Origin of the sequence: Sediminibacterium sp., from assembly GCF_051861365.1 — a bacterium.
In the GTDB taxonomy this organism is placed as follows: domain Bacteria; phylum Bacteroidota; class Bacteroidia; order Chitinophagales; family Chitinophagaceae; genus Sediminibacterium.
In genome coordinates this window covers 69527-95272 of record NZ_JBHYCW010000012.1, presented here as the reverse complement: position 1 = coordinate 95272, position 25746 = coordinate 69527, and the positions used below count along the sequence as shown (strand labels likewise).

The 25746-nt window shown below is 40.0% G+C and carries 22 protein-coding genes; 13 read left to right on the top strand and 9 right to left on the bottom strand.

Annotated elements, in window-relative coordinates; genetic code table 11:
• Positions 1-68: 68 nt before the first annotated feature.
• Both ACTIEV_RS07635 and pyrF read right to left on the bottom strand, forming a co-directional pair.
• Positions 69-998 carry a metallophosphoesterase family protein gene (locus tag ACTIEV_RS07635; protein WP_322194470.1) on the bottom strand — a complete coding sequence of 310 codons (930 nt, stop codon included), beginning with the start codon at positions 996-998 and terminating at the stop codon, positions 69-71.
• Positions 999-1068: 70 nt separating this feature from the next.
• Positions 1069-1878 carry an orotidine-5'-phosphate decarboxylase gene (pyrF, locus tag ACTIEV_RS07630; RefSeq protein ID WP_322194472.1) on the bottom strand — a complete coding sequence of 270 codons (810 nt, stop codon included), beginning with the start codon at positions 1876-1878 and terminating at the stop codon, positions 1069-1071.
• A gap of 125 nt (positions 1879-2003) precedes the next feature.
• Between pyrF and ACTIEV_RS07625 the strand changes: the two genes are divergently transcribed.
• Both ACTIEV_RS07625 and ACTIEV_RS07620 read left to right on the top strand, forming a co-directional pair.
• Positions 2004-3086, top strand: coding sequence for a tryptophan 2,3-dioxygenase family protein (locus ACTIEV_RS07625; protein WP_322194475.1), 1083 nt, complete (start codon positions 2004-2006; stop codon positions 3084-3086).
• A 209-nt stretch (positions 3087-3295) separates the two neighbouring features.
• Complete coding sequence (locus tag ACTIEV_RS07620; RefSeq protein ID WP_439516311.1) at positions 3296-6094, top strand: M16 family metallopeptidase; 2799 nt, start codon at positions 3296-3298, stop codon at positions 6092-6094.
• 121 nt (positions 6095-6215) lie between these two features.
• On the opposite strand, the gene ACTIEV_RS07615 is transcribed toward ACTIEV_RS07620, so the two are convergent.
• Complete coding sequence (locus tag ACTIEV_RS07615; protein ID WP_322194480.1) at positions 6216-7097, bottom strand: sulfurtransferase; 882 nt, start codon at positions 7095-7097, stop codon at positions 6216-6218.
• Between the two features lie 138 nt (positions 7098-7235).
• Between ACTIEV_RS07615 and pruA the strand changes: the two genes are divergently transcribed.
• Positions 7236-8867 (top strand): L-glutamate gamma-semialdehyde dehydrogenase, encoded by a 1632-nt coding sequence (pruA, locus tag ACTIEV_RS07610; RefSeq protein ID WP_322194482.1) that lies wholly within the window; start codon positions 7236-7238, stop codon positions 8865-8867.
• A 188-nt stretch (positions 8868-9055) separates the two neighbouring features.
• Here pruA and ACTIEV_RS07605 read toward each other — a convergent pair whose 3' ends face one another.
• Entirely contained in the window at positions 9056-9568 is a 513-nt protein-coding gene (locus tag ACTIEV_RS07605) for a fasciclin domain-containing protein (protein WP_322194484.1), read from the bottom strand.
• A 375-nt stretch (positions 9569-9943) separates the two neighbouring features.
• Here ACTIEV_RS07605 and ACTIEV_RS07600 point away from each other — a divergent pair, with 375 nt between their 5' ends.
• The 7 genes from ACTIEV_RS07600 to ACTIEV_RS07570 all read left to right on the top strand — a co-directional run bounded on the left by ACTIEV_RS07600 (position 9944) and on the right by ACTIEV_RS07570 (position 14658).
• Positions 9944-10423, top strand: a complete 480-nt coding sequence (locus ACTIEV_RS07600; RefSeq protein WP_322194486.1) for a hypothetical protein — start codon at positions 9944-9946, stop codon at positions 10421-10423.
• Positions 10424-10586: 163 nt separating this feature from the next.
• Positions 10587-11582, top strand: coding sequence for a pyruvate dehydrogenase (acetyl-transferring) E1 component subunit alpha (gene pdhA / locus ACTIEV_RS07595; RefSeq protein ID WP_322194488.1), 996 nt, complete (start codon positions 10587-10589; stop codon positions 11580-11582).
• 46 nt (positions 11583-11628) lie between these two features.
• Positions 11629-12318, top strand: a complete 690-nt coding sequence (locus tag ACTIEV_RS07590; RefSeq protein WP_322194490.1) for a tetratricopeptide repeat protein — start codon at positions 11629-11631, stop codon at positions 12316-12318.
• The gene (gene ribH, locus ACTIEV_RS07585) at positions 12318-12806 is read left to right on the top strand and encodes a 6,7-dimethyl-8-ribityllumazine synthase (protein WP_322194492.1); all 489 of its coding nucleotides are present in this window, start codon (positions 12318-12320) and stop codon (positions 12804-12806) included. Before ACTIEV_RS07590 ends, ribH begins: the two co-directional genes overlap by 1 nt.
• Before the next feature lie 3 nt (positions 12807-12809).
• Positions 12810-13529: a (Fe-S)-binding protein gene (locus tag ACTIEV_RS07580; RefSeq protein WP_322194494.1), complete on the top strand. Its 720-nt coding sequence runs from the start codon at positions 12810-12812 to the stop codon at positions 13527-13529.
• A 21-nt stretch (positions 13530-13550) separates the two neighbouring features.
• Entirely contained in the window at positions 13551-13961 is a 411-nt protein-coding gene (locus ACTIEV_RS07575; RefSeq protein ID WP_322194495.1) for an EVE domain-containing protein, read from the top strand.
• Positions 13962-13971: 10 nt separating this feature from the next.
• The gene (locus ACTIEV_RS07570) at positions 13972-14658 is read left to right on the top strand and encodes an SIR2 family NAD-dependent protein deacylase (RefSeq protein ID WP_322194497.1); all 687 of its coding nucleotides are present in this window, start codon (positions 13972-13974) and stop codon (positions 14656-14658) included.
• Between the two features lie 88 nt (positions 14659-14746).
• Here the strand turns inward: ACTIEV_RS07570 and ACTIEV_RS07565 are convergent, their stop codons facing one another.
• Positions 14747-15979, bottom strand: a complete 1233-nt coding sequence (locus ACTIEV_RS07565) for a spore maturation protein (protein ID WP_250685758.1) — start codon at positions 15977-15979, stop codon at positions 14747-14749.
• 173 nt (positions 15980-16152) lie between these two features.
• Here ACTIEV_RS07565 and ychF point away from each other — a divergent pair, with 173 nt between their 5' ends.
• From ychF to ACTIEV_RS07550, 3 genes are read left to right on the top strand one after another with little or no spacing between them, the layout of a single operon-like run.
• On the top strand, positions 16153-17256 hold the full coding sequence (gene ychF, locus ACTIEV_RS07560) for a redox-regulated ATPase YchF (protein ID WP_322194502.1): 1104 nt from the start codon (positions 16153-16155) through the stop codon (positions 17254-17256).
• A 39-nt stretch (positions 17257-17295) separates the two neighbouring features.
• On the top strand, positions 17296-18501 hold the full coding sequence (locus ACTIEV_RS07555) for an NAD(P)/FAD-dependent oxidoreductase (protein ID WP_322194504.1): 1206 nt from the start codon (positions 17296-17298) through the stop codon (positions 18499-18501).
• Between the two features lie 47 nt (positions 18502-18548).
• Positions 18549-19346, top strand: a complete 798-nt coding sequence (locus ACTIEV_RS07550; protein ID WP_322194506.1) for a glutaminyl-peptide cyclotransferase — start codon at positions 18549-18551, stop codon at positions 19344-19346.
• Positions 19347-19359: 13 nt separating this feature from the next.
• Here ACTIEV_RS07550 and ACTIEV_RS07545 read toward each other — a convergent pair whose 3' ends face one another.
• From ACTIEV_RS07545 to ACTIEV_RS07530, 4 genes are read right to left on the bottom strand one after another with little or no spacing between them, the layout of a single operon-like run.
• Positions 19360-20262 (bottom strand): class I SAM-dependent methyltransferase, encoded by a 903-nt coding sequence (locus ACTIEV_RS07545; protein WP_322194508.1) that lies wholly within the window; start codon positions 20260-20262, stop codon positions 19360-19362.
• A gap of 12 nt (positions 20263-20274) precedes the next feature.
• Entirely contained in the window at positions 20275-20793 is a 519-nt protein-coding gene (locus tag ACTIEV_RS07540; protein ID WP_322194510.1) for a hypothetical protein, read from the bottom strand.
• Between the two features lie 9 nt (positions 20794-20802).
• Positions 20803-22542 carry a hypothetical protein gene (locus ACTIEV_RS07535; RefSeq protein ID WP_322194512.1) on the bottom strand — a complete coding sequence of 580 codons (1740 nt, stop codon included), beginning with the start codon at positions 22540-22542 and terminating at the stop codon, positions 20803-20805.
• A 10-nt stretch (positions 22543-22552) separates the two neighbouring features.
• Positions 22553-25594, bottom strand: a complete 3042-nt coding sequence (locus tag ACTIEV_RS07530; RefSeq protein WP_322194514.1) for a tetratricopeptide repeat protein — start codon at positions 25592-25594, stop codon at positions 22553-22555.
• Between the last annotated feature and the right edge of the window lie 152 nt (positions 25595-25746).

Sequence of the window (25746 nt, the reverse complement as noted above, 5' to 3'; positions counted from 1 at the left end):
TGTGATTGCTTGATTTTTTTTTACTTTTTACTTTTGATTTTTAACTTTCTTCAATCAAAGATCAAAAATCAAACTTCATATTCGATCATCTCTCGCTTCACCGACCCATCTTTAAAGAATTCGAAGACTGCATAGGCGGGTGCAAACCCTTTGAAAGCTCCGCCCCACCAGTTGCCGCTGATGGCTCCGTTGCAGTAATAATGAATGCCGCGGTATTCAACAATATCTTGTAAGTGTATATGTCCGCTTAAGCAGCAGCGAATATTCGGGTGATTGCGAAACAACTCTGTTAATGTAAAAGAATCTGTATGCAACAGCGCTCTGGAAATTTTCCGATCGCCATTGTCTTCTGTTTTATCAAAAAAGAATCCTGATACAAAGGATACGATGGGGATATGTGAAGCGATACAAATATGAATATTCGGATCCGTTGTTGAGAGTTCTTGCTTTAGCCATTGCATTTGCTCTTCATCCACTTTGGCAATGTATCCGCCATTGTTTTCATGAGCACTATCAAGAATGATGAATTTCCAGTTATCTTTAATAAAGCTGTAATATCTGCCGGGCATTTGATGTTGTTGTACTACCCAGGCTTTATTATACAATGGATCTTTTTTGATCTCGGGCTCTGTCATCTGCCAGCCCCATGCATCGTGATTACCAATACAATGATACATGGATAACTTATTTTCTTCTGCCAGTATTTTATTCCATAAAGCCCACTGTTCTTCTACTTTAGCTTTGGTAGCTTTCATTGCATCCATGATGGCATCTCCCCCATTGAGAATAAAATCAACCTTGGGTCTTAATGCATTCACATGTTTAAACGCACGTTGCATACCCTGTTCCGGTATAGCACCGGTTTTAATATGTACATCCGTCATAAAAGCAAAACGGATGGAAGGCTTGGCATTGGAAGCTACCAATCCACTCAACGGCAACGCAGAAACAGCAGCTGTTGTTAAAGCAGACTGTTGCAAAAAATTTCTTCTATTCATGTGAATGATTAAAATCTAAGAACTCCGTGCAACTCTGAGCCCAACTCTGCGTCCCTGTGGTTAAAAATCACTATAAATATTTTGCCATCTCTTCCTGATAAGCAACAGCCACTTTCTTGGCAGCCAAAGCAAAATCCTCTCCTCCCCCTGCAAAAATGATCGCCCTACTCGCATTCACCAACAATCCTGCATCCCTATTCAACCCATATTTGGATACTTCTTCCAAACTACCTCCTTGTGCACCCACTCCCGGTACCAACAGAAAATGATCGGGAATGATTTTTCGGATATCACTTAAATCACTGGCTCTGGTAGCCCCCACTACAAACATGAGGTTGCTTGGACTTCCCCATTTACAAGTGGTTTCCAATACTTGCTCATACAATCGTTTTCCGTCCATATCTGCCAATGACAAACGCTGAAAATCAAAACTACCGGCATTGGATGTAAGTCCAAGTACAATCGTCCATTTATTTATGTATTCCAAAAACGGACGCACACTATCTTCTCCCATATAAGGAGCAACGGTAACCGCATCGAATGGCAATACTTCAAAAAAGGTTTTGGCATATTGGGAGGAGGTATTCCCTATATCTCCACGTTTAGCATCCGCAATGGTAAAATGTGTTTTTGGAATATATGCCAAAGTCGCTTCCATGATCTCCCACCCTTTAATGCCCTGTGATTCATAAAAAGCAGTATTGATTTTATAAGAAACACAGTGATCTTTTGTAGCATCAATAATCGCCTTATTGAACTCCAGTACTCCATCCGGTTTTGATTGTAAATGACGAGGTATTTTCAGCGGATCTGTATCCAGTCCAACACAGAGATAAGATTTCTTGGAGAGTATTTGGGCTACTAATTCTTGGCGGGTCATGAAACAAAAGTAATAAAACAGAGGAACAGAGAAATATTGAACAGAAGAATTTACAAACTTGGATGTTGTAAATTCCTCTGTTCCTCTGTTTGTCTGTTCCTTATCTTGCAGCCAAACCCTTCATCATGGAAAAACAACCAATGTATTATGGCACTTACTTAGGATTGGATAAGGTATTGGATGCACAGCACCCGGTAAGTTTTCAACCGGGTAATGAACCCGCACATGATGAAATGTTGTTCATCATCATTCATCAGGCTTATGAGTTATGGTTTAAGCAGATTTTATTTGAGCTGGATTATGTCACGGGTGTATTTAGTAAAGAGAAGATCAATGATAATTCAGAGGATATGAACTTGGTTCGTCACCGACTCCATCGGATCATACATATCCTGCAACTGCTGAACAAACAAGTAGAAGTGTTGGATACCATGACACCTCTAGACTTTCTTGAATTCAGAAACTTATTGACTCCATCATCCGGTTTTCAGAGCAAACAATTCAGACTCATTGAAGCTCGATTGGGATTGGAGCTGGACAATCGTCATCATAAAGATTATTACAAACGCACCAATGAAGGTGGCTTTACGAAAAACGATTACCAACATATTACTGAAACCGAAGAGCAACCACATTTGCTGACACTGGTCAATCATTGGTTAGAACGTATTCCATTTTTCCGGGAAGATTTTTGGCAAGGATATGTATCTAAAACCGCGAATGGCAAACATCATCCTTTCTGGAATGATTATAGAGCTGTGTATGCTGCTGGATTAACAGAAAGAGAAAAAAATAAAATCCATGAATTTGATTGGGTCTTTTTTGAAGACAATGCTGCCGGTTTTACGGAAGAACAATTGGCTTCGTTAAAGACAAGTTTCTCTCCTACTGCTCTACGCTCTGCATTGTTCATTATGCTGTATCGTGATTTTCCTTTGTTCCAAACTTCTTATCAGGTATTGGATGCATTGATTGAAATCGATCATCTAATGAGTAACTGGCGACACAAACACCTCATCATGGTTCGTCGTATGATTGGTATGCGTGTGGGAACGGGTAACACTTCCGGCGCCGGATACCTGGAGGGGGCATTAAATAAACATTATGTTTATCGGGATCTATCCGGTTTATCTACCTATCTCATCGAAAGAAAAAAACTACCTGCACTACCGGAAGCTTTGATCCGCAATTTGGGTTTTCAACTGTAAGATATTGCCACTGTCCGCAGGACTCCTTAGGAGAGGGCACAGAAAGCCACTGAAGTATTTTTCTGTGCGTTTCTGCGTTTCCAGTGGCAATCAATTCATCAAAAGTCATATCTTAGTCATCCCTCCGCATCGTTCAACACGATGGTATAATGCATTAATAATTCAGGATATTCGTCTTAAGTTCAATTGATCACTTTTAAATTTTTGTCATGTTGCGTATCAGACAAACACTGCTCTTATTGCTTGTAACCCTAATGGTACAAGCCCAAACCGGATTAGATGCTAAACTGGGTATCGATCCAAAAATTAAAATTGGCAAACTAAGTAATGGTCTTACTTATTATCTCCGTAAAAATATCGAACCTAAAAATCGTGCGGAGTTAAGATTGGTGGTTAATGCAGGCTCCATACTGGAATCTGATCAACAACTAGGTCTCGCCCACTTTGTAGAGCATATGGCTTTCAATGGCACTAAGAATTTCAAGAAACAAGAACTGGTAGATTTTCTGGAGAAAAGCGGTGTCAACTTCGGTGCTGACCTAAATGCCTATACCAGTTTTGATGAAACTGTTTATGAATTACAAGTACCCACAGACAGTATCCAGATCTTTAAAAAAGCCATGCAAATACTAGAAGACTGGGCACATCAGGTAAGTTTTGAACCTGTTGAAATTGATAAAGAGCGTGGTGTGATCGTTGAAGAATGGAGATTAGGCAGAGGTGCAGATGCTAGACTACGTGATAAATTCTTTCCAGTGATCTTAAAAGGCTCTCAGTATGCCAAACGCTTACCCATAGGTACCAAAGAAAGCATTGAGAAATCTCCCTACAGTGAGCTGACAAAATTTTATAAAGATTGGTATCGTCCGGATTTGCAAGCGGTGATCGTTGTGGGTGATATTGATATCGCAGAAACTGAAAAAATGATCAAAGATCATTTTGGTAAGATACCTGCAGTCAAAACACCTAAACCCAGAACCAAATTTGGTGTACCTGCTTTTCCGGAAACCAGGGCTTCTATTCTCACGGATGCTGAACAGCCTTATAATGTTGTGCAGGTGTACTATTTACGTCCTGAGATCAAGGCTTCTAAAACTGAGAAAGAATATAGAGCCAGTCTGATTAGAAACCTTTTCAATCAAATGATGAGCAGTCGCCTTGAAGAGATTGCACAAAAACCGGAAGCACCCTTCCTGTTTGGTAGCAGTAGCTATGGCTCTTTTATTGGTGATAAAGATGCATTTAGCTTGATTGCTGTTGCTAAAACAGCTAAAGACATTGAAGCATCGATCAAAACATTATTGACAGAGAATGAAAGGGTGAAGCAATATGGCTTTGCGCAAACTGAATTGGATCGTGCCGTGAAAAGTACTTTATCTCGAATCGAGAACATGTACAATGAAAGAGATAAAACAAAATCTGTGGAGCTCTTGCAAGAGTATGTTAGAAACTATCTGAAAGACGAATCGATTCCGGGTATTGAAAAGGAATTTGAGATGCATCAAAAGTATTTGCCTACAATTCAATTGTCAGAAGTGAATTCATTGATCAAAGATTGGATCTCTACAGAGAATAGGTCTGTTGTGATCACTGCTCCTGAAAAAGAAAAAGCGGATCTGATGACAGCCGATCAGGTTACAGCATTACTCAATAAACCCATTGGTAAATTGGATGCTTATGTTGATAAAGTAACCAAAGGTGCTTTATTACCGGTTGAGCCTACTGCAGGTAAAGTGGTGAGTGAGAAAAAATATCCTTCGATTGAAACGACTGAATGGATTTTATCCAACGGTGCAAAAGTGATATTGAAACCAACCCAATTCAAAAATGATGATGTACAATTCTCAGCCATCAGTTGGGGTGGTTCTTCTTTGTATGATGATAAAGATTATGTGAATGCCGCCAATGCCTCGGTGATTGCCTCTATCGGCGGTATTGGAGATTTTGACATTCAGGCATTACAAAAAGAACTGGCAGGTAAAAATTGCTTTGTATCAACTTCGGTTGCGAATTACATGCAAGGATTGAATGGTAACAGTACCACCAAAGATTTGGAAACCGCTTTTCAGTGGCTGCATGGCTATTTTGTAGCGCCGAGAAAAGATGCTAATATGTTTGAAGTCATCAAGCAACAGATGAAAGTTCAGTTGGCGAATAAAGACAAAGATCCAGCTTCTGTTTTTGCAGATTCGGTGAATTATATCATGGGGAATTACCATCCGAGAAGAAAACCATTCTCCATGGAAACGATGCAACAATTAGCATTGGATCGTGCGTTTGAGATTTATAAAGAACGATTCAGCAATGCCGGACAATTCACTTTTACTTTTGTAGGCAATTTTGAATTGGAGAATATCAAAACCCTGGTTGAAAAGTATATTGCTTCTCTCCCATCCACCAATCAAAAAGAGCAGTGGAGAGATGTGGGTATCCGTTATCCGAAAGGGGTTGTGAGTAAAGTGATCAGAAAAGGTAAAGAGCCCAAAGCCAGTGTACGTTTAGCATTCACAGGAGAAGTGAGTGAGATCAGTGATCTGGATGAAGTACAGGTTGGACAACTCACCAAAGCACTCGCCATTAAACTCAGAGAAGTACTGCGTGAAGATGCCGGTGGTGTGTATGGCGTAGGTGTAGGAGGAGGTTTTAATCGTGAACCTGTGAACAGTTATGGCATCACCATACAGTTTGGTTGTGCACCGGAGAATGTTGATAAACTGATTGCATTGGTAATGGAAGAAATTAAAAACACGAAAGCCAACGGTGTTCCTGCCGTGAATATCGAAAAAGTGGTGGCCGAACAAACCAGAAGTCTGGAAAATGATATCAAAGAGAATAGTTTCTGGCGTTTTAGACTGGAACAGAACTTTTTCCGTGGCACTGATCCTACACAGATCTTACAAGCTGCTGATAAGATCAAGCTGATCACAGTTGATAAAACCAAAGAATTGGCGAATAAATTATTCAATGAGAATAATATGGTGAAGTTGATTTTGTTACCTGAGGAATAAACATCATCCCTATAAAAAACTTCTTGAAGCTTGGTTTCAAGGAGTTTTTTATAGCCACAGAGGGCACAGAAGCACACAGAGATATTTCAGTGCATTTCAGCGCCCTCTGTGGCAATAAATACTACTGTCTACTCTTCTCCATCGGCAATTCCGGCAATCGACTCCATTCCTGTAAAGATCCGTCATAGATGCGCATGGGATAGCCCAATAAACGACCTGCCAAATACAGCACACTGGCGGTTTGTCCAATAAAACAATACCCAATCATCTCCTTATTCTTATCGGTATTAACCCGATCAAAATATTGTTGTAACTCAGCCATGGGTTTAAAACGAGTGGTACTATCCATCAAATCAGGAAAAGGCAGGTTTAGTGCTCCGGTAATATGTCCGTCTCGTGGATTCCCTGTTGGATCTCCATCATAAAATCGTTTCAACCGGGCATCTACTACTAATTTATCTTTCTGCATCAATGCATCTTGAACATAGTTTTTATCCACCAGCAATTTTGCAAGCTGAACTGTAAAATTTCCTTTATTGACAATGGGCGAAGGTCCGGATACCAAAGTCAACCCCTCTTTTTTCCAAGCTTCCAATCCACCATCCAATAAGCTAACCCGATTATACAATCCCAAGTGTTCTAACGTAAGAAACATTCTCGCCGTAACTGTGATATCTGATTTGGTATAGACTAAAACAACATGAGACTCATTATTCACACCCAAAGACTGTAAGATACGGTTGGCTACATCTGTATTTGGCACGTTGAAATTTCCCTCAGGAGAATGAGCCGCCAACCAGTCGGGCCATAAAAACCGAGCGCCTTCGATATGTTCTTTCTCGTAATCAAGTCGGAGGAAATTTGCTTGCAGGATGACAAGGTCCTTATCAGACCGATGTTCTTGTAGCCATTTTGCATTCACCAAAATCGGTACTGGAACAGGTTTGGCGAATAATGTTATGGTACCGCAAAGAATGATGCTGAGTAATAATGATCGTTTCATAAGGATCGTATTTAGGTACAATCTACCAACTGTATGTAAAACAAAGTGCTAAAAGTGTTCAACGGCATCCTCCCCCTTTTCACTTTTCACTTTTGACTTTTGACTTTTCCCTACCTTGCAGCTTCAAAATCTATCACTATGAGTTTTGGTACTTTCTCCTATCCTATTCCGGCCAACGAACCGGTAAACAGTTATGCTCCCGGCACCCCGGAAAAAGCCGCTTTGAAAAAAGCTATCGCAGACCTCAAAAAGAAAACACTTGATATTCCGATGTATATCGGTGGTAAAGCGGTAAAGACCGGTAAAAAAGTAGCTATCCATCCCCCACATGAAATTGCGCATACCTTGGGACATTTTCATGCGGGTGAAGAAAAACATGTAAACCAGGCGATTGATGCAGCTTTAAAAGCCAAAGATGCCTGGACATCTATGAGTTGGGAGAACAGAGCGCATATCTTTTTAAAAGCGGCTGATTTGCTGGCGACCAAATATCGTTATGTGATGAATGCAAGTACGATGTTGGGGCAGAGTAAAAATGCTTACCAGTCAGAGATTGATAGCACATGTGAGTTGATCGACTTTTTACGTTTCAACGTTCACTTTTTAAGCGAAATCTATAAGCAACAACCGGTATCTGCCCCCGGTATGCATAACCGCATGGAGTGGCGAGCGCTTGAAGGATTTGTGTTGGCAGTTACACCTTTCAACTTTACAGCCATTGGCGGTAATCTTCCTACCTCGGCTGCCATGTGTGGCAATGTGGTGGTATGGAAGCCGGCAAATACACAGATATACTCTGCACAATTGTTCATGCGTATACTAAAAGAAGCAGGTTTACCGGATGGTGTGATTAATTTGATTTATGTGGATGGTCCGACCATTGGAAAAGTATGTTTCAATCACCCGGAATTTGCAGGGGTACACTTTACAGGATCAACAGGTGTCTTCAATAATATGTGGAAAGTGATTGGAGAGAATATCAGTAAGTATCGTTCTTATCCGCGTATCGTTGGTGAAACCGGTGGTAAAGATTTTGTGATTGCACATGCAAGCGCGAATGTTGACGCAGTTGTAACCGCATTAGCTCGTGGCGCATTTGAATACCAGGGACAAAAATGTTCTGCCGCTTCTCGCGCTTATTTGCCTGATAACATTGCTACTGAAGTAAAACAAAAATTGGTCGCTACTTTGAAAACTATGAAAATGGGAACAGTAGAAGACTTTACCAATTTCATCAACGCAGTAATTGATGAAAAAGCTTTTAACAGCATCACCAAATATATCGATGGTGCTAAGAAAGATAAAAAGGCAAAAATCATAGCAGGTGGTAACTACAGTAAAAAAGAAGGTTATTTTATCGAACCTACCATCATTGAAACTACAGATCCAAAATACAGAACCATGTGTGAAGAAATTTTTGGACCGGTACTCACCATCTACACTTACAAAGCCAATGAATTTGAAAAAACATTGGATCTGGTAAACAATACATCTGCGTATGCATTAACAGGAGCTGTTTTATCACAAGACAGAGCTGCAGTAGAATTGGCAACCAACAAACTACGTAATGCAGCCGGCAACTTCTATATCAATGACAAACCAACAGGAGCTGTTGTAGGTCAACAACCATTTGGCGGCGCTCGTGCATCAGGCACAAATGATAAAGCAGGAAGTATGCTGAATTTATTCCGCTGGTTAAGCGCCAGAACCATTAAGGAAACTTATAACCCGCCGGTGGATTATAAGTATCCGTTTATGAATGAAAAATAAGAAAGTTGACAGTTGATAGATGACAGTTGACAGAAAAAAGAGAGGTGAACAAAGTATTTGCTCACCTCTCTTTTTTATTACTTGACAGTTGTAAATATGAACCTACACTTTCACTATTTACTCTCTACAAAAATTATCTATAAAAATAAGTCTTTCCCATCTATCAACTGTCAACTATCAACTGTCAACTATTTTGGTAACACAACACTATCAATCACATGAATCACACCATTACCTGCTTTCAAATCTGTTGCAGTTACAGTAGATACTCCACCATTCTCATCTGTCAGAATTACTTTGCCATCTTTTAAAGAAGCAGTTAAGGAACCGCCACTTACTGTTTTTACTACTACTTTACCTTTACCATCTTTAATTGCTTTTACAACAGCTGCAGCATCCAAATTACCTACAACAACATGGTAAGTCAGGATTTTAGCCAACTGAGCTTTGTTTTCAGGCTTCAGTAAGCTCTCAACAGTGCCAGCAGGTAATTTGCCAAAGGCATCATTAACAGGAGCAAATACAGTGAATGGACCAGCACCCTGTAATGTTTCAACCAATCCTGCAGCTTTTACAGCAGCAACAAGTGTAGTGTGTGCTTTAGAACCAACAGCAACATCTACTACAGTTTTTTGGGCAGATACCGTAACAAATGCACCCATCAGCAATGCGATGGCAAAAGAGAAAAATTTCATTTTCATGTTTTTAGTTTTTATAGTTTGTGTAGATGATTACATGTGCCATCATTAAACAGTTCAATTAAAATTTTCTTTTTTAATTTTTTAACAGCCCTGTTGAAGCTTTCAGAATTTTTGAGTGTTTGGATTAGACAATTGGTGCTAGATGCTACTAGGTACTAGGTACTAGGTACTAGGTACTAGGTACTAGGTACTAGGAAAAAACTTTTCCTATGGGAAAATTATTGCGAGTGATCTATCTTTAATGCTTCATTACATCAGACATCAGACATCAGACATCAGACATCAGACATCAGACATCAGACATCTGCGATCTGCCATCAAAAATCTCTCAACTTTCTTCTTCCAAAAATGTTATTTTAGAATAAACAATTCCATATGGCCATTCCAACTTTAGCATTGATCGGAGCGCTGCGCGAGACTGCGAAGCGATTAGAAGAAGGAGCACAGTACGCATGGGGAAATCATGGTTCCTGTAATTGTGGGAACTTATTACAAGTGATCACAGATCTCTCCAAAGAAGAAATTCTCACTTATGCCCATACAGGTATCGGAGAATGGACAGAACTGGCAGAAGAATATTGTGGTGTTACCGATGCACCAATTAGTTTATTATTGAAAAAATTACAGGATACAGGGTTAACACCCACCGATATCCATAACCTCGAATACTTGGAGGATAGAACCGTATTGAACGCTTTACCAGGTGGATTTCGTTGGTTAAAGAGAAATCAACGAGCCGATGTGATCCTATATTTTAGAACCTATGCCGATCTCCTGGAGGAGCAACTGATTGCACAGATACCGCTTCCTTCCTTCGATTTGAAGGGTGAACCAAGTACAGAAGTAGCCTACTAATTGATCCTCAAAATCATTGACCCGGTTACCAAAAACAGGTAATCGGGTTTATTTTGTCATATAGTCCCTGAAATTCAAGGGATTGGGTTGTTTTCAACAGCCCCCCATCGTACTGACATTTTTGGGTTTTAACCCCTATATTTGCACCTCAAAATTTGACCAAGTGCCGACTAAATTCTCAAAAGAAACTTATCTCTACTGGTATGAGCTGATGCAGCTGATTCGCCAGTTTGAATTGAAAGCCGAGGAAATGTATAAAATGGCGGGTAAGATCCGTGGTTTCTTCCATGCCTATATTGGACAGGAAGCTATTGCCGCAGGATGTATGACCGCTACCCAACCCGATGACCCATTCATTACTGCATACCGCGATCATGGATTAGCACTGGCAAAAGGTGTTAGTGCCAACGCATGTATGGCTGAATTGTATGGCAAGGCAACGGGTTGTGCGAAAGGAAAAGGAGGAAGCATGCACTTCTTTAGCTTGGAGCATAAATTTTTTGGTGGTCATGGTATTGTAGGTGCACAAATTGGAACAGGTGCCGGATTGGCTTTTGCTGAAAAGTACAAAGGCACACAAAATGTAGTGCTTTGTTATTTTGGTGATGGTGCTGCCAGACAAGGGATGTTGCATGAGACATTTAACCTTGCCATGACTTGGAAATTACCTGTGATCTTTATTTGTGAGAACAATAACTACGCAATGGGTACTTCGATTGAACGTACCAGTAACGTAACCGATATTTATAAACTGGCTGATGCTTATGATATGCCCGCTGATAAAGTTGATGGCATGACTGCAGAAGCGGTACATGAAGGAATTGCCCGAGCTGTAAAAAGAGCACGTGCCGGCGAAGGTCCAACCCTCTTGGAAATGAAGACCTATCGCTACAAAGGTCACTCTATCTCCGATCCTCAAAAATATCGTTCTAAGGAAGAAGTAGATGAATACAAAGAGCAGGATCCTATTTCCAAAGTGCGTACTACCATCCTTGAAAATGGTTTTGCAACAGAAGAGTTCTTGAACGATATTGATAAACGCATTGATGCTGTGGTAGAAGAAAGCGTACGCTTTGCGGAAGAAAGCCCATGGCCGGATGATAGTGAAGTATTGAAAGATGTGTACATCGATCAGAACTATTCTTTTATTGTTGATTAATTTTTTTTAGATATATATCCCATTCAAAAACGAACAACTAACTAACATGAGTGATAAGCATGAAGTGATGCAAGACAATCAAGCACTAGCTAAAGCGCAAGGATTTTGGCAACAATATCAAAAAATCATTATTGGCGGCATTACTGCTGTTGTGATTGGTTTTGGTGGCTGGTATGCTTACAGTGAATTTATCGTGAAGCCCAAAGAAGAGAAAGCGGCAGAAGCCCTTTTCAAAGCAGAAGAATATTTCAGAATAGACTCTTCCAATCTGGTACTGAATGGCGATGGTCAAAGTCGCGGTGCTTTGTATGTGATCAAGAATTTTAGTGGTACAAAAGCTGCTAACCTAGCTCACTACTATGCAGGTATTAGTTATCTTAAATTGGGCGATTTCAATAACGCTGTTAAGTACTTGAAAGATTTCTCAACCGATGCACAACAAGTTCAATTACTAGCTTATGGTGCTTTGGGTGATGCTTATGCTGAACAAGGTAAAATAGATGATGCTGTTACCTATTATAAAAAAGCAGGTAGTATTTTCGAAAAAGACGACAATAACTCTGCTGAATACTTGTTCCGCGCTGCGCTTTTATTAGAAACAAAAGGAAAAACAACTGAAGCACTTGAAATCTTTAAAACTATTCAGGCGAAATTCCCTAAGACTGATAAAGGTTTTCAGGCAGACAGATATATCTATCGTTTAAGCATTGAAAAAAACGACCTAGGAGCTAACTAATGGCAACAAAAGGAAATACTTCATTAAACAAAGGCATCCCCGTTATAAAGGATGCCTTTGTTGTTATCGTAAAAACTGAGTGGAACGCACACATCATTAATAAACTGGAAGCAGGTGCTAAAAAAATTTTAAAAGAACAAGGTATCGTTTGTAAAACACTGGTTGTACCCGGCGCTTTTGAAATTCCATTCGCCGTAAAAAATCACTACGCTTATAGCCAGCAACCACCGGATGCCTACATTACATTAGGTACTATTATTCGGGGAGACACCCCTCATTTTGATTACGTATGTAAAGCTGTAACTGATGGCGTTGTTCAATTGAACCTTACACTCGATGTGCCTGTTGTATTTGGTGTATTAACCGTTGACAATGAACCACAAGCCTTGGAAAGAATAGGCGGTGTTCATGGTCATAAAGGTGAAGAGGCTGCCATTACTGCCATCAAAATGATATCACTCAATCGTAAATTGAAGAATCAAAAGTAAAAAATGCAAGTTCAGTTATTTGTACCCTGCTTTGTGGATCAACTATACCCCTCAGTTGCTTTCAATATGGTGAAAGTATTGGAGAAAGCAGGATGTACAGTTACTTATAACGCCAATCAAACCTGTTGTGGTCAGCCTGCATTCAACGCGGGTTTCTGGGGAGAAGCAAAAGATGTTTGTAATAAATTCATTCAAGACTTTAGTGGATCAGATTATATAGTTGCACCGAGCGCTAGTTGTGTGGGTTTTGTAAAAAATTACTACCAAAAGTTGTACGAGTCTTCCGCACAACAACAGACAGCCAAAAAACTGTCTGAAAGAATTTACGAGTTATCCGATTTTTTAGTCAATGTATTAAAAGTCGAAGATCTCGGTGCTCAATTCAATGGAAAAGTAACTTATCACGATAGCTGTGCAGCCCTTCGCGAATGTAAGATCAAAGAAGAGCCCAGAAAATTATTGCGTCAGGTCAAGGGACTTGAACTGATTGAAATGGCAGACAATGAAACTTGTTGTGGTTTCGGCGGCAGCTTTGCCGTAAAGTTTGAACCCATTAGCATTGCCATGGGTGATCAGAAAATTACCAATGCTGCTGCTACTGAAGCTGAATATATCATTAGCACGGATATGAGTTGTTTGATGCATATTGATGGTTGTATCAAACATAAAAGAAGTGGCTTGCAGGTACTGCATTTAGCAGATGTATTAGCATCATTTGATTGATCATAAAATATTCAAAGGATTATGGCATACTGGCTTATTAAATCCGAACCCTTCAAATACAGTTGGGAACAATTTGAAAAAGATGGTAGCACTTTTTGGGATGGCGTGAGAAACTACGCTGCCAGGAATAATTTACGCGCCATGAAAAAAGGAGACCTTGCTTTCTGGTACCACAGTAATGAGGGACTCGAAATCGTAGGTATCGCCAGAGTGATCAAAGAAGCATACCCAGACCCTACCATTGATGATGAAACCTGGTCAGCGGTTGACTTCGCTCCTGCTAAGAAATTAAAGAAACCGGTTGGGCTGGCACAAATCAAAACTGATAAGCGTTTGGCAAATATGGCGCTGGTTCGATTGGGAAGGCTATCTGTACAACCGGTGACAGATGAAGAATGGAAGATCATCATGGAACTCTCCGAAACTAAATAAAGCGCGAACGATGTCCACAAAGCCAAAGTTAGTGGTACTCACCGGTGCAGGCATTAGTGCAGAAAGTGGTATTAAAACCTTTCGCGATAGCGATGGCTTATGGGAAGGACATGATGTATACGAAGTAGCTTCTCCACATGGATGGAAAAAGAATCCCGCATTGGTACTTGAGTTTTATAACCAACGTAGAAGAGATATTGCCAATGCTCTCCCCAATGAAGCACATAAAGGATTAGCCGAATTAGAGAAAGCTTTTGATGTTCATATCATCACCCAAAACATTGATGACTTACATGAAAGAGGAGGCAGCACCAAGGTACTTCATCTGCATGGTGAGATTTTTAAAATGAGAAGTGAACAAAATGAATCTTTAATCTATCCTATTCAAACCGATATTATACTGGGGGATACTGCAGAAGACGGGCATCAACTCCGCCCCTTCATTGTTTGGTTTGAAGAACCTGTTCCAAAAATTGCTGAAGCTATTGAGATCACCCGCAGTGCAGATATTTTTGTTGTCATCGGCACCTCGCTAGTGGTATATCCTGCTGCCGGATTATTAGATTATGTACATCGATCGACCCCCAAATACATCATTGATAAACAGATACCGACTGTTGATACTGCTTTCATAACACCGATAAAAGCAACAGCATCAGAAGGGGTTAAAAAACTGAAGAAGATATTGAGTTCGTGAAAACAGGAAAAATATCCAATATCGAATGTCGAATATTGAACTTAATATATGATCAAATCAATATTCGACATTGAACATTCAATATTCATCATTTAAAAAAGATGTATCCAATCACAATCGCCATCACCACTCCTAACAAATCAGCGAGCATTCCTGCCCAGATGGCGTAGCGTACTTTTTTGATACCTACACTACCGAAGTAAAGTGCGATGATATAAAAAGTGGTATCAGCCGAGCCTTGAAAAGTAGATGCGAGTTTACCGGCAAAGGAATCAGGTCCATATACCTGCATTACATCCAGCATCAGTCCACGGGCACCACTGCCACTAAAAGGTTTCATAATAGCCACCGGCAAAGCAGGTGTAAATTCTGTATTCATACCAGTCTGCATGAGTACCCATGAAATTCCTTCAACGATATAACCCAATGCACCACTATCACGGAAAATGCGAATGGCTACTAACATGCCTACCAGATAAGGCAATATTTTTAGGATCACATCAAAGCCTCCTTTTGCCCCATCAATAAATGCGTCGAATACATTTACTTTTTTCCATACACCGCCAAGTATAATCGCTACTACGATTACCAATAACAATAGATTTCCTGTAATTCGACTGAATATCTCTTTCTCGGCTGGTCCCATGGATTGTACCCAATACAACATTAGCGCAACCAATCCCAATAAAGCACCGATCCAGCCAAACAACACTTTATCCCATTTTAGTTTCTGCCAGAACCCGACAATAAAAATGGATGCCAATGTGGTACAAATGGTGGCTAATACCAATGGAATAAATACACTCGCCGATTCTTTCGATCCCGATGCCAAACGATAAGAGATGATCGTTAACGGAATCAGTGTAAGTCCACTCGTATGCAACACCAAAAACATAATCTGTGCATTGGATGCTTTTTCTTTTTCCGGATTGATGGACTGCAGACTTTCCATAGCTTTTAACCCAAAAGGAGTAGCCGCATTATCAAGTCCCAACATATTCGCACTAAAATTCATGACCATTTGTCCCATAGCAGGATGTTTTTCCGGAACACCCGGAAACAGTCTTTTCATGAACGGATTGAGTATACGTGCCAGCCAATTGATGGCACCTGCTTTTTCGGCAATACTCATCAATCCCAAAAAGAAGACCATGGCGCCGGTCAAAGGAAATGCCACATCCACCACAGAGCTTTTTGCGCTGTCAAACATCCCATCCACAAGTGTCTTAAAGATCTCCGTATCATTCAAAAAAATGAACTTGTACAACGCAATCACAAATGCAATGACAAAAAATGCGATCCATACAATATTGAGTGCCATGGGAATGAATTATGGGGTGAATATAGGGAGAAAAGGGTTTAGTCGATAGTCCATGGTCCATAGTCCATAGTAGTAGAATATGGCTCTGCCATGGACTATGGACTATGGGCCAAAGACCATCAACTATGGACTAACCCACAAAAGCCTATATTTGCGGCTCGAAAAAAAGATGTATGGCTTTACAAGCAGGTATCGTGGGATTGCCCAATGTGGGAAAATCGACCCTTTTTAATGCGGTGAGTAATAGTGCTAAGGCGCAGGCAAGTAATTATCGTTTCTGTACCATTGAACCCAATGTTGGATTGGTAGATGTTCCGGATGAGCGTTTGGCTAAACTGGCTGAATTGGTAGTTCCGAATAGGATCGTTCCTACACAAATGGAGATCGTGGATATTGCCGGATTGGTGAAAGGCGCCAGCAAGGGCGAAGGATTGGGCAATAAATTCTTAGGTAATATCCGTGAAGTAGATGCTATTATTCATGTAATCCGTTGTTTTGAGGATGAAAACGTATTGCGTGAAGAAGGAGCCATTAATCCGGTGAGTGACAAAGAAATCATTGATACGGAATTGCAGTTGAAAGACCTGGAGAGTGTTGAGAAGAAAATGCAGCGTGTTGAGAAAATGGCGCGTGTTGGAACCGATGTTAAAGCAAAAGCAGAATTTGAGATCCTCTCCCGCTGTAAAGCACATTTGGAAACCGGTAAGAGTATTTATTCCCTAGGATTAACCAAAGAAGAAAAAGTAGCCGTTGCTGATTTATTCTTATTGACAGACAAACCTGTATTGTATGTAGCGAATGTAGATGAAGCCAGTATGCATACAGGAAACAAGTTTTCAGAGCAACTGAAAGAAGCCGTAAAACATGAAGGTGCTGAAGTAATTGTGATGTGCAACAATATTGAAGCACAAATTGCAGAAATGGAATCTGAAGAAGATAAGCAGATGTTCATGGAAGAATATAAAATGACGGAACCTGCTTTGAACAGATTGATCCGCAGCGCTTATAAATTATTGAACCTCGATACCTATTTCACAGCCGGTGTACAGGAAGTACGTGCATGGACTATCCACAAAGGCTGGAAAGCTCCGCAGGCTGCAAGCGTTATTCATACTGATTTTGAAAAAGGATTCATCAAAGCAGAAGTAATTGCTTACGATGATTTTATCAAGTATGGCAGTGAATCTGCATGCCGCGATAATGGTCGATTAAGAATTGAAGGAAAAGAATACATCGTGAAAGACGGGGATGTAATGCATTTCCGATTCAACGTATAACCCCTCCTCGAAACGCTGTGCCAAACTCTGCGTCACTATGTGGTAAAAGATATAACCGCAGAAGGAGAGCAATGGAGGTTACGCAGAGATTTGGTAATTTTATTTATGATTAGCTTGTCTATCTGGGAGAAAGAATCTTTTTACACCCCTCAGGATATTGTTATTGTTGGTGCTGGACTGATGGGTCTTTGGACGGCTTATGAACTCAAGAAAAGAAGTCCACAATTACAGATTACCATTGTAGAACGCAATACAAAACCATTAGGTGCATCTACCCGCAATGCCGGTTTCGCTTGTTTTGGAAGTCCCACAGAATTGATGAGTGATATGGAAACCATGGGTACAGATGAAATGCTGCGTATTGTAGAACTGCGTTATCAAGGCATTGAAAAGATCAAATCGCATTTTACTGAAAGCTCAATTGATTACGAATACTGTGGTGGCTATGAATGCATCAATCAAGATTCGAGGTATTGGTATGCATTTGATGACAGGGTGAGTCAGTTGAATAAACTTTTGAAAGACATCACCGGACAGCGATCCATTTTCAAATATGCAGGACAGAAAATGTCAGGATTAGGTTTGATGGGTTTTGATGTATTGGTGGAGAATAGTTCTGAAGCTGCATTACATAGTGGCAAACTGGTACAGGCATTAACCCAATTGGTTCGCTCATCAGGGGTGAATATATTGGATGGTTTTCAAGTACACAGTTGGGAAGCAGATCAAGATCGGTCAATGATCACTAGTACGAATGGCATTTCGATTCGATCTAAAAAACTTATCTTCTGTACCAATGCGTTTACAGATGGTCTATTAAAAAAGCCCATGGTTGAACCCGGAAGAGGACAGATCATTCTGACAACACCCATCCCCCATCTCCCGATGAAAGGTACTTTTCATTTTGATGAGGGATTTTATTACTGGCGTCATTTAGGAGATCGAATATTACTCGGCGGCGCTAGGAACATGGATTTTGATGGCGAACAGACACTGGATATGGACGGTTCTGATATGATCAAAAACGCATTGATTGATTTCTTGAAAAGACATTTACACCCTTCCCTATCATTTGAGATTGCAGATTCCTGGAGTGGTATCATGGGGTTCACCAAGGATAAGAAACCTTATCAAGGACGTACTGAACAGGGCTATTATGTAGCATTGGCTTGTAATGGAATGGGAGTAGCGTTAACACCCATGATTGCGGAACAAATAGCCGGCACTGTTTTGCAGGATTTTTAACGGAATGCTATTATTAGTTATTCTATTTTTGAAGTGAACCTATCAATATGAAAAAATTCCTACTGCTTTTGTTGCCGGTCTTAATGCTGGCTTGTAACGATACAAAAGAAGAATCTTCTTCGGATAATACTACCACCGCCATTCCTACACCCGTAAATATTGGATATACGATTGTAAAGGTGTATCCGCATGATATAACCTCATTTACCCAAGGGTTGATCTGGTTCAACAATACACTGTATGAAGGAACCGGATGGTATGGAGAAAGCCGTTTGATGAAAATGAATCTCGAGACAGGTAAGTCAACTCAGAAAATTAATATACCGGATGAATATTTTGGTGAAGGTATTACCATCTTGAATGACAAAATTTATCAATTAACCTGGGAACAACATAAGGTATTTGTTTATGATCTTTCCTCATTCAAAAAGATCAAAGAATTTGATTGGAATATGCAAGGCTGGGGCATTACACATAATGGTAAACAATTACTGATCAGTACCGGTGATAGCAATATCTATTTTGTAAATCCTGAAACATTTACAATTGAAAAAACGCTGGGTGTATACGACAATAACGGCTACCTATCTAATCTAAATGAGCTTGAATTTGTCAATGGCAGTATCTATGCGAACATATATATGAAGGACTATATCGCAAAGATCAATCCTGAAACGGGATTGGTAGAAGGTCGACTAGACTTTACTGGCTTGTTACAAAAAACAGGTCAGCCCATCACAGAAGAAACAGATGTATTGAATGGTATTGCGTTTAACCCCTCTACAAATAGTTTTTATATCACGGGGAAAAGATGGCCTGCTTTGTATGAAATCAAATTAAACTGATTGAATGCGCTGGTTAATTTCGGCTCAAGATATAGATCACTGAACTACACTTCCGCTGATCACCCAATGCTCCTAAATTCGACCTGAGTCCATTCCAAAAAGCCGCTAATAGATTGGACTCTCCTCTTTTGTACTGCTCACTCAACATCGACACATAAAAAGCATCGAACCACATTGGATGCATTTCCTTGATATTAAATCCTTTTAAATGAGCAAGCTGTTGTAAACCTGCGGGAGAAAAATGATATAGATGTCTGGGTACATCCCATGCCGCCCAATGTTGACCATAGATGGTTGCATCTTTACTCGTATAATTCGGCACCGCAATCACCAGCTTACCTTGTGGCTTCAATAATTGCTTGAATTGTTCAAAATATCCATGCAAATCATGTACATGTTCGAGTACATGCCAGAGTGTGATTACATCAAAAGAATCCTCAGGCAAAATATACATCTCATCTGATGAACGAAGTTGTAAACCATATTTATTGGCGGCATTTTCGCGTGCAACAGGATCAGGTTCCAGGGCAGTCACTTTCCATCCTGCTGCAACCATGGTATGTGCAAAAGCGCCTGTACCTGCACCAATATCTAACAAACTCCCCTCTTTTAATCCGCTGATGTTTTTGATCAGTCTGCGTTTATTTCCCAACGTATAAGAGCGAACCCAATGATACAATTGATTGATAAGCCCCTTATTGGTATCCGTATGCGACACATAAGCTTCAGCACGATAATAAGGTGCAATATGATGAAGATCAGGGATGGATTGTGTAAAGCGATTGGTACAATGTCCACAGTGCCAAATCTCGAAATTCTCTTTACTGACCGTATAATCTTTGGCCACCAACAATGGGTGAATATCCTGATGATGACAAAAGGGACAATCCTGATAATAAACAAGGCTTGCGCTCATGCAGACAAAACTTTATAGGTAATAATAGGCGATGGCGGCAACACCTAATAGTAATAAAATAATGGCATAGATCCACCAAGATGCATCTGATGGTGAAATTTCTTCTCCTTCTGCTGCCACTGTGGTTTCCAATACCACCCCTTCCGGTAATGAAACAGACTGATATCCAATTGCTGATTCGGGGGCTGTATGTATTATATTTCCATCCTGATCGAGTAAAAGCGTACCAATAAATGGCAATTCAACAGACTGGTGATCAAAAATTTTCTGTTTTAATTCCTGCGTCCACGCATTGAATTGACCTATTGCAGCAACTTCATCTGTTTCCGTTTCTGAAGACAAAAATTCAAACAAATGCTTATCTGCAGGAACCGGTTCTGCATGATACGTAATCAAAGATACAGGGCCTTTGATGGCTGTACCGGCAGCCACCACTTGCGCAGGTATACGTTTAACCTGAAATATACCGATATCTGGTATCCCTAATCGGCCATTTTGGATGAGGTATTTGATCAGTAGCTGTTGTATCATGGTTCCCATTTACCGGAACGAATATACAACTCCGCCTAAAACATTCAAGCCCAGAACTTCATATTGATGCCAACGGCGATATCGATTGTTCAGGACATTGTTCAATTGTACCCAGAGATTCAATTTGGGCATTACAGAAAACTCAGCACCAATATTGAGGTCTGCGGCAGGATCTAATTTAAAAGTGGCTAGATTGACGTCTCTATAGTGACTGCCATCCCACAAGAAAACATCCGCCTTTAATTGTAAGTCTTTGAACATTTTCCAGCGCAATGCTCCAGTTACTTCTAACGGCAATAATCCCCATGCTTTTTCAGCTGTTTGTAAAGATGTGAATTGACGGTAGGTAACTCCACCCAATATCGATAGTTTCTCTTGCAATGTATAGCCAATCTCACCATGCAACTGTACTACATCCATTTGTGGCTCGAAAAATACATCAAAGAATCTTCCTTCTATTGAAACTCTTGAGGTTGGGAACAAAGCTTGGTTATTCATTCGCATAAATGAGAGCCTGGCCCGATAGGTTAGATGATTGCCTGCAGCTCCGCGAATACCTGCATATTGTTCTCCAACTTTTGTGTTTTCAAGACGATTGGGCTGGAAAATCCATGGATTGATATCTGTCAGCGTACGGTATCCATTTTTTTGAAAATATCCTACCCATCCCAGTTCAACCAGTAGTCCTGTCTCTCCTACTTTGGCTTCTGCAGTTATATTGGGCAATGTTTCATACTTACCATTATTCCAAGATAGACGAATACCCGCATTGAGTTTGAAACTTGATGATTGAAACTGAACAGATGGGCTCACATAAAACAAATTGTTCGTGATCTTACTCTGATTGGGAGGTGCAAAAGTAGTACTTGCAATGTCTGCAAAGACTCCAAGATCAATCGCAAATTTTTTGGCGAAGGTCTTTCGTAATGGCGCTTCCAGTATGGCATTGTATTCTTTACCCTGACGATTATCAGCAAAATATTTTAAACTGAGTTTAGGAGCATATGTAATATTAAAAGCATTGGCTTTTTTATTCCTTAACCCAATCTCTATACCCGCTTCATTGAACCTTTGCAGTAAATCTTCTTTCTTGATATTAAGCGTGCTACTATCAAACCCATAAAAATAACGGGTTGTGTTTTTATAAGTTGCCTTGGTAGTCCATTCATTGTTATTGTTGGTATTAAATACAGACAATACACTCAGACCGAGTTTTGCAAACTGCTGTGCAAACAGGTCTCCTTTATTAGATAGATAATCTGCATTCACAATGGTATTACTCTTTACCCCATCTCCAAAAGAAAAGGAACCTGCCACCAAAAAGCTATTAAAATTTCCCAGTCCTGCTCGAATAGAATGATCATTCTGCCAACGATATCCTGTGTCTGCAGGCAATGCCAATGGCTTGATGGGCACCGGCTGATAAGAGAAAAATAAATTCTGAGCCGGAACAGCGTATGTTACCGGTGTACGTGAAGAGTCTACATAAGTAGATGCAGCCGTAAAATTAATTTTAGCAGCATTCTTCAGCGAAGGTTTAAATGCAGATGTAATGGTTACGACTCTGGGCGACGAAGTATCAGCAAGTGCCGCAGCATCCATTCGGGTTTCGTTGGATGTTGCTGGTTTACTTTCATTCCTTGCGACCGTTACTTTCTTCTTTGTACTGCGTCTTCTTTGGGCATCTGCATTACCCACAATCCAAAGAGAGATGAAGGTTAAGCAAAATGTATATAATATGCGCTTCATGTATGCCAATTTATTCTTGTTCTACTTTATTGATTTTATTTTTCTCTTCCAATACTAGTTTCAATTTTTGTTGTGCTTCTTCTTTTAATTCAATAATGGTAGCATTATCAACAATACTCTTGAAAGTAGCTTCTGCATTGAACAGGTCTTTTTGCTTGAAGTAAATATCTCCCAACAGTAAATAACTGCGGGTTACCCAAAACTCATAAGAGCCTGATTTTTTGATCACATCAAAAGCCGCCGTTTCGGCTTCGGTAAGTTTATCTTGCTGGAATAATATCTCTGCAATACGATACTGAGATTCTGCCCCATACTCTGATTTACCGGTTTGCATCACTTGTCGGTATGCGGCAATGGCGAGATCAGGTTGTTTATTCAACTGGTAATTTTTCGCTACCACCAAATTGGCCATCATGCGATCATCGGTAGCGATACCTGTTTGTTTTAATAAATCTTCCGCATTGGGAGCAGCTTCTGTCCATTTTTGTGCTTTAAACTGACAGCGAAGTAATCCACGCATCGCTTCCAGTTTGTTTTCCTGTTGTGTGGCAATCGTTTTCAACTGACTGAAATATTTTTCAGCATTGGTATAATCTTTCAACTCGAAATAATGAATACGTGCAGCCTGCAACACACTTCTTTCGGCAAATACACTCACTCCCTTTTCAGCCACTGCTGCATAAAAAGGCAACGCTTCTTTCAATAACTTGTCTGTTACAAAAATTTCTGCTGAAAAATAGTTGGCTTCAATAGCATATCTCCCATCAGGGAACTTCGATAAATAATCTTTGAAACCATTTTTAGCCCCCGACATATCTTTTACATCATAACGTAGCATCGCGGATTTAAAAGTCAGGGAATCTTCTTCGTTATAGGTAACAGGTCTTCCATTGGAACGCATAAAAGAAACAAACTCACCGGGCTGTTGTTTTTCTATAAATAAATTCCTGATATACTCTACTGCCGCATCAGTCTCAGCAGAATTTGGATAACCAGATACCAAAGTTTTGAATTGATTCAACGACTCTTCATTTTTATCGAGGTTGAAGTAAGCAATCCCTGATTTCAAATAGGCTTCAGGATGGATGCTGACTGCTTTTTGCGACTTCAATATTTTATTCAGTGGTATCAATGCTGCCTCATAATTCTCATCTGCTAAATAAGTATTGGCCTGTTCTAAAGCTGCATCAGCGATATATGCTGAAGAAGGGAATCTGGTTTCCAGACTTTGCAACAGCTTTAATTTCTCTGTATTCTGGTTCATCGCTCCAGCGATGACTGCTTTTTGATATAATGCATAATCAGCTGTATTCAATTGCATGCTCAGCACCTGATCATACATTCCCAAAGCTTTTTTGAACTCTTTGTTCATAAAGTAACAATCAGCTGCACGCAGATAAGCATCTTTTTCAATGTTAGATGCATTAGCTGTGATGCTTTTTGTAATCATTTCGAACTGCTCCTTCGCGGCGGGATAATTTTCCGTTTTCAACAAAGCATAACCCAAACTATACCTGGCATTCACCACGTTTACTTCTCCGTTGGTCACAGGATTTTTGATATACTCAGTAAAATGCTGAATAGCCGCTTCATTGTTACCATTTCGGTAAGCAATTTCTCCTTTCCAAAAACGTGTAAGTGCAACAAGGTTATTATTGTACGGGATTTCCAACAGTCTGTTCAACAAAGGTTCCGCCTGATTGATCTGCTGATCATTGATCAATTCTACCGATCTGCCATATAATAATTTGGGATAAATCTTCATGGCATTCTCACTTCTTACCGGTAAACTTTCATACAATGCAAGACCATCTTTATAATTACTGGTATTCGCCAAAGTACTCACCAAAAGTTCTCTTGCTTCCTGCAACATATTAGAAGAAGAATAAGCAGCTGTAAAAGACTGAAATCCTTTCAACGCTGCATCCATATAGCCCAAATCATAAGAAAGCTTAGCATAATTGAAGAGTGAGACTTCTTTTTGTAAAGCATTACTATTGTTATCGGAACAAAATTGAAAAGCATTGCGTGCATTTTGCTTATCATTCGTTTTTAAATAAGCATCTGCCAGCAGGTACATACTGTTTTGTGCCAAAGAGTCTTCACCACCGCCCAATTGTTTTAATCCCTCGATGGCTTTTGTCCAATTTTTGGCTTCATAATAACAATACGCCAACTCATACATATCTTCTCTTCTAACCTTTGGCGTACCTGCTACATATTTTTCGATATAAGGCAACGCTTTTGCATACTGCCGCTTTTCAAAGTATAAATGTCCAACCAACTGTCTCAATTGCAGATCATAGTATTGTCCACCTTTATTCAGTGCCGCCTCTCCATATTCCAGTGCTTTATTTCTATCTCCTTTGAAGTAGTAAATCTCAGTCAAATAAAAGGGAATGACATTTTGATAATCTTTGGATTGCTCGGCAATTTGAAAACTAGCAATTGCCTCATCATATTTTTTATCATTGAATGCGATGAAGCCATAATAATAATTGGCATCAATGTAATTCGGATCTTGTGGAATCTGACGAATGGCATTGAATAAAGGTCTGGCCTTATCAAATTGTACCATGGTGAAATAACCGTAAGCCTGATGAAATTTCATATCGGCGATCTCCCGGTTACTCAGGTTGGCAATATTTGCTTTTTCGTAACAGGCAACTGCTTCCGGCAATTGCTTCCTACGATAATAATATTCGCCCAAATGGAAACGCATCATTTGAACATGTGGCACATCATTCTCCTGTTCAACAAAATCTGCCGCCATGGGCGCAGCTGTAGAATCATTGAGTTTTAATCCACATAAAATATAATAGTACCGCGCTTCCAGTTGTACAGCAAACGACAAATTAGTAGTAGCTGTACCATGACTATATATTTTTTTGAAGACAGGATAAGCCAATCCATACTGGTCATTTTGAAACATTTCCTTTGCCTGTTTGAATTCAGCATCCGGATCCTGTAACTGTTGACTCAACTGTGCATTAACCTGTGTACTAACCGCCAATCCCGCGGTGAGCAAGCATATAGAAAAAAATTTGTTCATCATATTCGGTCTGCTTGGTAACAAAGATTTTTGTTTCTTTCTTAATGAAAAGCGAAAACCCTGTTTTAAAGGTAGTATTAGCGTTTTGTAAGGAAAGACTTAACATGCATTTGTGGAAAAACAGATGGAGGGTGTAAGTTTGTCAACAAATC

Bases quoted from the DNA above. Each gene is read 5' to 3' on its own strand.
- ACTIEV_RS07570 (WP_322194497.1), top strand. From the start codon at position 13,972: ATGTCCACAAAGCCAAAGTTAGTGGTACTCACCGGTGCAGGCATTAGT.
- ACTIEV_RS07535 (WP_322194512.1), bottom strand. From the start codon at position 22,542: ATGAAGCGCATATTATATACATTTTGCTTAACCTTCATCTCTCTTTGG.
- ACTIEV_RS07575 (WP_322194495.1), top strand. From the start codon at position 13,551: ATGGCATACTGGCTTATTAAATCCGAACCCTTCAAATACAGTTGGGAA.
- ACTIEV_RS07540 (WP_322194510.1), bottom strand. From the start codon at position 20,793: ATGATACAACAGCTACTGATCAAATACCTCATCCAAAATGGCCGATTA.
- ACTIEV_RS07600 (WP_322194486.1), top strand. From the start codon at position 9,944: ATGGCCATTCCAACTTTAGCATTGATCGGAGCGCTGCGCGAGACTGCG.
- ACTIEV_RS07590 (WP_322194490.1), top strand. From the start codon at position 11,629: ATGAGTGATAAGCATGAAGTGATGCAAGACAATCAAGCACTAGCTAAA.
- ACTIEV_RS07530 (WP_322194514.1), bottom strand. From the start codon at position 25,594: ATGAACAAATTTTTTTCTATATGCTTGCTCACCGCGGGATTGGCGGTT.
- ACTIEV_RS07620 (WP_439516311.1), top strand. From the start codon at position 3,296: ATGTTGCGTATCAGACAAACACTGCTCTTATTGCTTGTAACCCTAATG.
- ACTIEV_RS07550 (WP_322194506.1), top strand. From the start codon at position 18,549: ATGAAAAAATTCCTACTGCTTTTGTTGCCGGTCTTAATGCTGGCTTGT.
- ACTIEV_RS07605 (WP_322194484.1), bottom strand. From the start codon at position 9,568: ATGAAAATGAAATTTTTCTCTTTTGCCATCGCATTGCTGATGGGTGCA.
- ribH (WP_322194492.1), top strand. From the start codon at position 12,318: ATGGCAACAAAAGGAAATACTTCATTAAACAAAGGCATCCCCGTTATA.
- pyrF (WP_322194472.1), bottom strand. From the start codon at position 1,878: ATGACCCGCCAAGAATTAGTAGCCCAAATACTCTCCAAGAAATCTTAT.
- ACTIEV_RS07625 (WP_322194475.1), top strand. From the start codon at position 2,004: ATGGAAAAACAACCAATGTATTATGGCACTTACTTAGGATTGGATAAG.
- pruA (WP_322194482.1), top strand. From the start codon at position 7,236: ATGAGTTTTGGTACTTTCTCCTATCCTATTCCGGCCAACGAACCGGTA.
- ACTIEV_RS07615 (WP_322194480.1), bottom strand. From the start codon at position 7,097: ATGAAACGATCATTATTACTCAGCATCATTCTTTGCGGTACCATAACA.
- ychF (WP_322194502.1), top strand. From the start codon at position 16,153: ATGGCTTTACAAGCAGGTATCGTGGGATTGCCCAATGTGGGAAAATCG.
- ACTIEV_RS07565 (WP_250685758.1), bottom strand. From the start codon at position 15,979: ATGGCACTCAATATTGTATGGATCGCATTTTTTGTCATTGCATTTGTG.
- ACTIEV_RS07580 (WP_322194494.1), top strand. From the start codon at position 12,810: ATGCAAGTTCAGTTATTTGTACCCTGCTTTGTGGATCAACTATACCCC.
- ACTIEV_RS07635 (WP_322194470.1), bottom strand. From the start codon at position 998: ATGAATAGAAGAAATTTTTTGCAACAGTCTGCTTTAACAACAGCTGCT.
- ACTIEV_RS07545 (WP_322194508.1), bottom strand. From the start codon at position 20,262: ATGAGCGCAAGCCTTGTTTATTATCAGGATTGTCCCTTTTGTCATCAT.